The following is an 8,614-nucleotide window of genomic DNA, read 5'->3' as shown; positions in this document are numbered from 1 at the left end:
TGGGTTTCAGCTTTTAACCTGGTGTGCCAGACCCCTCATTAATTAGATAAACTTATCACCATAAGTCCTGAAGAGCCTTATTAAATAACATAAATATTTATATTAAACTTGGTTTAAGTTATCAAAATTTAGCTGACTAAATTCGCACAAAATCCTACAACTCAGAAAATAAATTTATCGGCTTAATTTTATATTTAATTCGTTTGTTAAAATTGTTTAATATTAAAATACAACCTCATGGTTGAAAAAAAAATCAATAATATATGAAATAGGTTTAATTGCAAGTTCCCTGCTTTAGAACCCTTAGAGATGACCTCTAGCATTATCACATTTTGCCATCACCCAGGAGGCTAACACTGCTGATAAATGGGTCAGGAAGATTTTAATGTTTAGAGTGCCTTGAGTGGGATTCTCAAAAACCCAGAACCCAGAACCCACGACAAAGGGTGCTAGTGCTGATAGGATCTAAACTAAAGATTAATGAAGTTCTCCCCGCTTACCACCATGTCTCTGAGCAATCTGCGCGACCTCTACCAGCAAGTTATCCTGGAGCGTTACAAGTCTCCCAAATATCGGGGTGTCACGGATCCGGTGCATCGCCGACAGCGAGGACATAACCCTTCCTGTGGCGATACCATTGAACTGACATTGCGGCTGAATGAGGCGGGCGATCGCATTGAAGAGGTAAAATTTGACGGCGAAGGCTGCGCGATCTCGATGGCATCCGTTGACCTGATGGCAGAAGCATTGCGGGGCAAATCCACAGCGGAAGCCCTTGAAATGGTGCAGCGCTTTCAAACCATGATGAAAGGCGAGGCAGAATTTCCGAAAGAACAGCGCAAGCTCAATGTCATGCAAGGCGTCGCTCAATTTCCCGTTCGCATCAAATGCGCCAACCTCTGCTGGCATACTCTAAAAGCGGCGATCGAATCAGCGAACCCTGATTCCGATAGCTTTGTCAGTAATGAAGCGGAATCTTAAATCTAAATGGAACTCACCCACACTACTCCTCGATTACACCAGAAACCAATATGCTAACAACCGCAGAATTTTTCGTTGCTTTTAAGTGGGCAGGCATCCTCACCCTGGTTAGTGGAGTCCTGAGTCTATTAGGATTTCTCTTCAAATGGGGAGTCCGTTTTCGCTTGGTAGGAATTACCGGCTTTATGGGAGTCCTCACCGGCGGTTTATTTGCCCTCAGCTTAGTCCCTCTGACTCGGGTCCAAGTCCCGGGTGCGGTGCACTATGTTAGGGTCTACGACAATGGAGGCAGTCAAACGGTGATTGCTTTACCCCCAACGATTACCGAGTCTGAACTAGAATTAACCCTGCGTCAAGCCGCCAATGATTTGTTTTCTCAGGGGCGGTTTAGTTCCCGTGGAGAAAATCAATTAACCATCCGCGCCCGCACCATCGTCCATCCCGAACCAGGACTCTCTAAACCTCTGTTTTTGGGTCAAGTGAAGCGATCGCTGGGGATTCGTGATGATGATAACCTTGAAATTGAAATCTACGCCGATCAATTTTCGGAACTTTCTAAACTGAAACCACCAGCCAAGGACGCCTAAACAATTGAGAATTAAAAATTGAGAATTGAAAATTGAGAATTGAGAACCCTACGGTTCTGTCTTCTCAATTTTTCTGATGCCATTTGAGGACTTACGCTTTAAACCAGGTTTAGAGCGTAAGTTCTGTATTAAGCCCAATTTTCCCTGATAATCAATGAACCTACCGTGCAGGTTTAGGAGGAAACCTCTTAAAATCAAAATATCCCAGGGTCGATCGCCAGTGGGAGAGTTAGGGCGCAATCCCGAAATTTAGATAAAATCCCCGCCACAATCGGGAATCCTTGAATACAGTAGAGTTATAAATACTCATCCCACTCACCCCAGCTCAACCTCAGCAAAACTTCTCTAGATCTGTATGCCCCATCAGAATTTTGCTTCCTCAACACCGAACTCGAATCCTGTTGCTGTGCTGCCCATGCTCAGTGTTGCACCCGCCCAAGTGATTCGCTCAAAGGGCTGTTTGGAACAATCCGGCGCGGTGATCGCCAGATTAGGGCATCGTCCCTTGATTGTAGGGGGCGATCGCTCTAATCAACTGCTGACGGAACGGTTACAACCCGCAGTTACCCAATATCAACTGGCGATCGCCTCTGCCTCCTATACCCCCGACTGTAGCGAAGCGAGTCTCACCCGACTGCAAGAAGCTGTTGCCACCCATCAAGCGGATCTGATTATCGGAACCGGAGGCGGTAAATCCCTCGATGCAGCCAAACTTTTAGCCCATCGCTGTGGATTGCCGATTATCACCGTTCCCTCCTCTGCCGCTACCTGTGCCGCCTGGACTGCTTTATCGAATATCTATTCGGATGGGGGTGCATTTCTCTACGATGTCCCCCTCCCCAAATGTCCCGATGTTCTGATTCTCGATTATGACTTGGTTCAAACTGCGCCGCAACGCACCTTAGTCGCCGGAATTGGGGATGCGATCGCCAAATGGTATGAAGCCTCAGTTAGTAGCGGATATTCCGAACAAACCCTAATTATCGCCGCCGTACAGCAAGCGCGGGTGTTGCGGGACCTGTTGTTCCAAAAATCTGCCCAGGCAGTCGCCAGTCCCGGAGGGGAAGTTTGGCAGGAAGTTGTCGATGCTACGGTGTTACTCGCCGGTGTCATCGGGGGACTGGGGGGCGCGCAATGCCGCACCGTTGCCGCCCATGCGGTGCATAATGGCTTAACCCACCTGTTAGCCGCTCATGATACCCTGCATGGGGAAAAAGTCGCCTATGGTATTTTGGTGCAACTGCGCCTGGAAGAAATGCTACAGGGGAACCAATTAGCCGCCAGCGCAAGGCAACAACTGTTAAAGTTCTATTCCGAGATTGGCTTACCCCAAAGCTTAATAGATTTAGGCTTAGAAGTGGTCACCTTGGGAGAACTGTACCATGCGGCTGAAATTGCTTGTGCCCCCAATTCAGATATTCATCGGCTGCCCTTTACCGTAGTACCGGAACAACTGATGGCAGCAATGGTTTCCACCACGGCACCCGTAGAATCTCGGCGAAGCGGGGTAGATCTGGGGGGAGTCGTCAAAGAAACCTCAGAACTGGTGGATACAGCCCCTGCCTAACTGAATTGAATGGAGAGCACTGCCAACCCTCACCCTTGGTCCATTGGGATAGACGATTTATTTTTTAAATTCTGTATCCCTCGTGACCTTTTGGCGATTAAATGTCTATTTGTAGTTTTTTTTGCAACAAAAGGAGATCGCGGTTTTTCCGCGCACAACGCCCATGACTTTAGATTGGATCCAACCGGCTCAACGTTTGCAGCAACTTCCGGCTTATGTCTTTGCGCGTCTTGACGAATTGAAAGCCGGGGCGCGATCGCAAGGAATTGACTTAATCGATTTAGGCATGGGCAACCCCGATGGACCCACTCCCGTTGCTGTGGTGGAAACCGCGATCGCCGCCTTGCAAGATACCACTACCCATCGCTATCCTCCTGTAGGCGGCACCGATAGCTTTCGCGAAGCCATCTGTGAATGGTACAGCCGTCGCTACGATGTATCGTTAGACCCCGTAACTGAAGCGTTGCCGGTTCTCGGTTCCAAAGAAGGTTTAACTCACTTTGCCCTCGCTTATGTCAATCCGGGGGACTTGATTTTAGTCCCCAGTCCCGGTTACCCTGCCCATTTCCGGGGTCCCTTAATAGCCGGGGGCCAAATTCACGAAATCGTTCTTTCTGAGAAAAACGATTGGTTGATTGATTTGGCAACGATTCCCGACGAGGTGGCACAACGGGCTAAAATTCTCTATTTCAACTATCCCAACAACCCCACCACCGCCACGGCACCTCGGGAATTTTTCGAGGAAGTAGTCGCCTTTGCTCGTCGCCATGAAATTTTGTTAGTACATGATATGTGCTACGCAGAATTAGCCTACGATGGCTATCATCCGACAAGCTTGTTAGAAATTCCGGGGGCGAAAGAGATTGGGGTCGAATTCCATACGCTTTCTAAAACCTACAATATGGCAGGATGGCGGGTGGGTTTTGCCGTGGGCAATTCTAGCGTCATTAAGAATTTACGCCGGTTAAAAACCAACATGGATTATGGGATGTTTGCTGTCGTCCAAGCAGCGGCAGCAGCGGCGCTACATTTGCCCGATGTTTATATTCATGAGGTGCAGGCGCGGTATCGGGTGCGGCGCGATTTCTTGGTGCAAGGGTTGCGCGAACTGGGATGGAGTGTGAAGAATCCGGAAGCGACATTTTATGTTTGGGCGAAATGTCCTTTTGGTAATAGTTCTGAAGAGTTTATCGAGTCGGTATTGAATAAAACCGGCGTGGTTTTAACCCCAGGGAATGCCTTTGGATCCGGGGGTGAAGGATATGTACGGATTAGTTTAATTCACGATTGCGATCGCCTCGGTGTTGCCCTCGATCGCCTCAAACAAGCGGGAATTTGTGGGGAAATGCCCGCTTTAGTTACGGGTAGTTAATCTCTGATCCTTTTGTCATTTGTTGTTTGTTATCCAGGACCAACGACAAATGACAAATCACCAAACTAAAAGGGTCTAATCGGCGGCGACTAGACCCTTTTAATCGGTAAATTGACGAGATTAATTTTCAGCTTGATCTACGGTGAAGTTAACAATTACTAAGGTTTACAAACCACACGCAGTTAGGTTTTGGTGTTGGCATCCACTCAGTCTATACCAGACTCCAAGTTTTGGCTTCTCGTTCTAACTTTTCTTAGACAGAAGCACCACCTTTTGGCTGGGATGCTCGCCGCTGCTTCACTACGGGCAGATTAGAGCGGGATGACGCAGAACTCTAATCTAAAAAACTTGTTTGGCGTTGAAGTTTTATTTCCTGCTTGCGTCATATTTATAAATTACCACAAATTTTCCAGAGCGCAACCCTTTGTTTAATAAACTTTACACAGATTTACGTCTTGCAATCTTTTCTGTTACATTTGTTAGCAATTCGCTCAAAATTGGCATTTTAATAAGCATAATTACGTCAATAAACGGTCTTCCGAAAGCCCTCGCCGGGGCGAGGCGAGGGAAACCCAGAGGGAGTTTAAGGAAACAGAATGGACCAAGTGGAAGGGCCGACGATACCATCGGGTTCTAAATTGTAGCGGCTTTGCAATGCTCGGACAGAGGCATCGGTTCGCGGGCCAAAAACGCCGGTGGGGGACCCTTCAAAAAAGCCCATTTGATTAAGGCGCTGTTGGAGTTGCGCCACCCAATCACTTTCCATGCCTTGTCGCAGGATGGGACGGGAGGATTGAGTAAACGGAACGGACCCGGGATTCATGACACCGGAGGCAACTGCGCCAGGAGAGGGCGGAAAGAGGCGATTCCAGGTTCCCTCTCCGACTATTCCATCGGGGGTTAAACCTGCCGCCTGCTGAAAGGCGGAAACGCCTCTTACCGTGCCTTCGCTATAAATGCCGTCCACAGGTCCCATGTAATATCCCATCAGTTTGAGGACCGCTTGTAGTTCGGTAACTTCTTGACTTTGAGTGCCCAGTTGCAATATCGATCGCTGCACGAAAGGGGCCTGCTGGGCGATCGCTGCGATCGGTGCAGAAATCAACACGAGAGATAAACTCCCTACCATTAGCTTGAGCTTGGCGGTGGACCGGATCCAGCCCATTGGATTAAATACGACCTCTGTCAATGTCTCTAGCCTCCTACTCGACTAATTTAGTGCTGATTTTAGCCGGTGATCCGGGGGGAATGATGAGGGGTTGCAGTGCCTTTCCTAACATTTGCCGTCCGTTCTGTGACATTAATAGGCAACGGATTCACATAACGGGGCGATCGCCTCAGAAGGTCCGACTAAAGAGATATAAGCTTGAGTCAGATACCGACTGGCTGCTTCCTGGGCCTCCAAGGGCGAAATTCCGGCAACCTCTTCGGTGAAGCGCGTATCAAAATCAATGCCCAAACCCAAAATTTCATACCAGCCAAAGACTTGAGCGATTTGAGCGTTGGTTTGCTTACCCAAGGCATATTGACCGAGGAGCTTATTTTTGGCCGATTGTAACTCGTCCTCAAGTAAGGTGATACTACTCAGACGCTCCACTTCCGTTTGTAGACATTTTAGGGCGATCGCCGTATTTTCAGGAGCCGTCCCCATATAAACCACAAACGCCGCTTCCCGCAGACGAGTCGGGTAGAATGCCGAAACATCATAAGCTAAACCCCGTTTTTCCCGGAGTTCCACAAATAACCGACTGGATAACCCATTTCCCAAATAGGTATTGAGCAACTTGAGGATGGCATAATCCCTCGGGTTGGGATTTAAGGGGTCATTTCCTAGAACTGAAGCCCCCAGATACCCCGCCATCACGATGGATTGTTGAGTATCCTGGATGGAACTGAGAAAGCGGGGATTGGGCTTTAACCGGGGTAATTCCAAAGGTGGCACTGCCACAGAAGGGGCCTGCCAATCTCCAAAGACTGATTCCACCAACGCCGTTGCTTCTAACGGTGAAATTCGACCCGTGAGACTAATCACGATGCGATCGGGGCGAAAATAGGTCTGATGATAGGTTTGTAAATCATCCCGAGTCAACTGAGAGACTGTCGCTTCCGTTCCCAGAACCGAACAAGCGTAGGGGTGATCTGGGTACATGGCACGCCGCATCTGGTCATAACCAATGGTAAACGGTTGTTCCTGCTGAGAACGAATGCCTTGCAGGGTCAAACGGCGTTCCAGTTCCACCTCAGACTCAGGAAACGTGGGCGATCGCAACAGTTCCGAAGACAGGCGCAACAACTCCGGGAAATCCCCCGAAACCGTCTTCAAACTCAGCAAAAAATAATCAGGCGTCGTATCGGTACTCAGGGTAGCCCCCACCGACTCCACCAATTCAGCAATTTCTAGGGACGATCGCTTTTCGGTCCCCTTCGTCAACACCGCCGACAGCAGATGCGACAATCCCATCTGAGTTGGGGACTCCCAAGAACTCCCCGCATTGATAAAAATCCGGGCAGCAATAATATCAGCGGCGGGATTTTCCACGGCAATCACCACCATGCCATTCTTCAAAACCGTACGATGGATTGTCTTCTGTAGCGATTGCGTCACGTTCTCTGTCACGAAAATTAGGTTCCTTGTAGTCGTCTGAGGTGGATTCGTCTGGGGTTTAACTCAGTCTAGAGGTTTGAGTTCTGTGACTGCGTAATATTTGGGGCATAAATAGTTATTCGCTACCCGTTGCAAGTCTGCCGCATTATAGGATTGAATGCAATCCGGATAGGCCACTGCTGCCGGGGCCTCGGCAATGGTTTGATAGTAACCATACAATCCCGCCAGTTGAGACGGGGTTTCCGTCGAAAAGGCATAATCATTACACAGCAGGCGTTGAGCGCGGGCGAGTTCAGCAGAATTAATCGGTTGAGCTTGTAACTCATCGATACGGTCAAGAATCACATTTTCCACCAACTCCAGATGTTTTGGATCGAGCCATGCCCCAATTGTAAACAAGCTGGAATCCCGTTGGAGGGAAAAATCGCTGCCGATGCCGTGAACCAGTCCCCGGATCTCCCGCAATTCTCGGACTAAACGGGAATTTCGCCCTTCTGCCAGGACCACAGCAAGCAAGTCTAAACCGTATGCATCCTGCAACTGTTCCACCCCGGGGCCCGTCCAAGCCAGAGTCAACCTTGCCACTTCCAAACGGGGTAAGAACAGTTCCCGACGCCGAATTTCGGTCATGGGGGGTTCGGCTTCTTGTTTGAAGTCCTGCCATTCCCCGGGAGTGGGAAAGCTGTTAAAGGCGTCCTGTACTAAGTCCAGGGTTTCGGCTAACGTGACATTGCCAACGATCGCAACGGTCATATTTTGCGGCTGATAGTGGCAGCGATGGAACATCCGCATTTCTTCCGGCGATCGCTCCATCAAAATCTCCGCCTCTCCAAAGACTGGGCGTCGATAAGGATGCTGGTGATAAATCGTCTCCATCATCGCTTGAAACCCCAACCAATCGGGATTATCCACCGATTGGCGTATTTCTTCCAGTACCACATCCCGTTCCCGCAGAAACTCATCCTCGGGAATCGCCGGATGCAGCAACAGATCCGCCAAGGCAGGCAGACTTTCTTTTAAATAGGGTGCGGCAACGGTAATGAAAAAGTGAGCATAGTCATGACTCGTGGCGGCATTGGTCATCCCACCCCGATTTTCAATCAGACAGTCAAAAGCACCCGGAGGCTGGATTTGGGTCCCTTTGAAAATCATGTGTTCCAGGAAATGAGCCATTCCTGACCAGGTGTCAGGTTCGCGGATTGCACCTGCTTTAACCCACACATCAACCACAACGACGGGTGTAGCCCTGATATGTTGGTGAATCACGGTTAATCCATTCGCCAGCCTTACGATATTCCCTGGAAACTCCGATTTCTTAAGCAGTGCAGACAAACTTTCTAATCTCAAACCTGAATTTGGTGATAAATTATCTCATGCTAACGCTTCATTTCACACTATGCTGCATGAATTGATACAGACTTTCTTTGGAACGAGGGAAAGAGGATTCAGGGCCCGGCAAAATTCTCGGCCCTTTTCTCCCTAGAGGGACCCCACCGAAAAGG

At 49.0% G+C, this 8,614-nt stretch carries 7 protein-coding genes; 4 read left to right on the top strand and 3 right to left on the bottom strand.

The features are described from left to right. Nucleotides 1-480 precede the first annotated feature (480 nt). The 4 genes from sufU (at nt 481) to NG796_RS24870 (ending at nt 4,507) form a co-directional block, all read left to right on the top strand. Nucleotides 481-981 (top strand): Fe-S cluster assembly sulfur transfer protein SufU, encoded by a 501-nt coding sequence (gene sufU / locus NG796_RS24885; protein ID WP_317619354.1) that lies wholly within the window; start codon nt 481-483, stop codon nt 979-981. 50 nt (nt 982-1,031) lie between these two features. Beyond that, on the top strand, nt 1,032-1,568 hold the full coding sequence (locus tag NG796_RS24880; protein ID WP_261210040.1) for a Ycf51 family protein: 537 nt from the start codon (nt 1,032-1,034) through the stop codon (nt 1,566-1,568). 355 nt (nt 1,569-1,923) lie between these two features. After that, nucleotides 1,924-3,135: an iron-containing alcohol dehydrogenase family protein gene (locus NG796_RS24875; protein ID WP_261210039.1), complete on the top strand. Its 1,212-nt coding sequence runs from the start codon at nt 1,924-1,926 to the stop codon at nt 3,133-3,135. A 163-nt stretch (nt 3,136-3,298) separates the two neighbouring features. Next, a complete protein-coding gene (locus NG796_RS24870; RefSeq protein ID WP_261210038.1) occupies nt 3,299-4,507 on the top strand; it encodes an aspartate aminotransferase in 1,209 nt (402 codons plus the stop codon). Between the two features lie 583 nt (nt 4,508-5,090). Here NG796_RS24870 and NG796_RS24865 read toward each other — a convergent pair. The 3 genes from NG796_RS24865 to NG796_RS24855 all read right to left on the bottom strand — a co-directional run bounded on the left by NG796_RS24865 (nt 5,091) and on the right by NG796_RS24855 (nt 8,444). Next, a complete protein-coding gene (locus NG796_RS24865) occupies nt 5,091-5,696 on the bottom strand; it encodes a peptidoglycan-binding domain-containing protein (RefSeq protein WP_261210037.1) in 606 nt (201 codons plus the stop codon). A 111-nt stretch (nt 5,697-5,807) separates the two neighbouring features. Continuing rightward, a complete protein-coding gene (locus NG796_RS24860; protein ID WP_261210035.1) occupies nt 5,808-7,124 on the bottom strand; it encodes a M16 family metallopeptidase in 1,317 nt (438 codons plus the stop codon). 51 nt (nt 7,125-7,175) lie between these two features. Beyond that, complete coding sequence (locus tag NG796_RS24855) at nt 7,176-8,444, bottom strand: M16 family metallopeptidase (RefSeq protein ID WP_261210033.1); 1,269 nt, start codon at nt 8,442-8,444, stop codon at nt 7,176-7,178. Nucleotides 8,445-8,614 lie beyond the last annotated feature (170 nt).

The organism is Laspinema sp. D2d, from assembly GCF_025370755.1.
GTDB lineage: Bacteria > Cyanobacteriota > Cyanobacteriia > Cyanobacteriales > Laspinemataceae > Laspinema.
This window is presented reverse-complemented; position numbering and strand designations above follow the sequence as displayed.

What these genes read in the sequence shown, in the direction of transcription:
- NG796_RS24875 (WP_261210039.1), top strand. Translation starts at nt 1,924, where the DNA reads ATGCCCCATCAGAATTTTGCTTCCTCAACACCGAACTCGAATCCTGTT.
- NG796_RS24880 (WP_261210040.1), top strand. Translation starts at nt 1,032, where the DNA reads ATGCTAACAACCGCAGAATTTTTCGTTGCTTTTAAGTGGGCAGGCATC.
- sufU (WP_317619354.1), top strand. Translation starts at nt 481, where the DNA reads ATGAAGTTCTCCCCGCTTACCACCATGTCTCTGAGCAATCTGCGCGAC.
- NG796_RS24870 (WP_261210038.1), top strand. Translation starts at nt 3,299, where the DNA reads ATGACTTTAGATTGGATCCAACCGGCTCAACGTTTGCAGCAACTTCCG.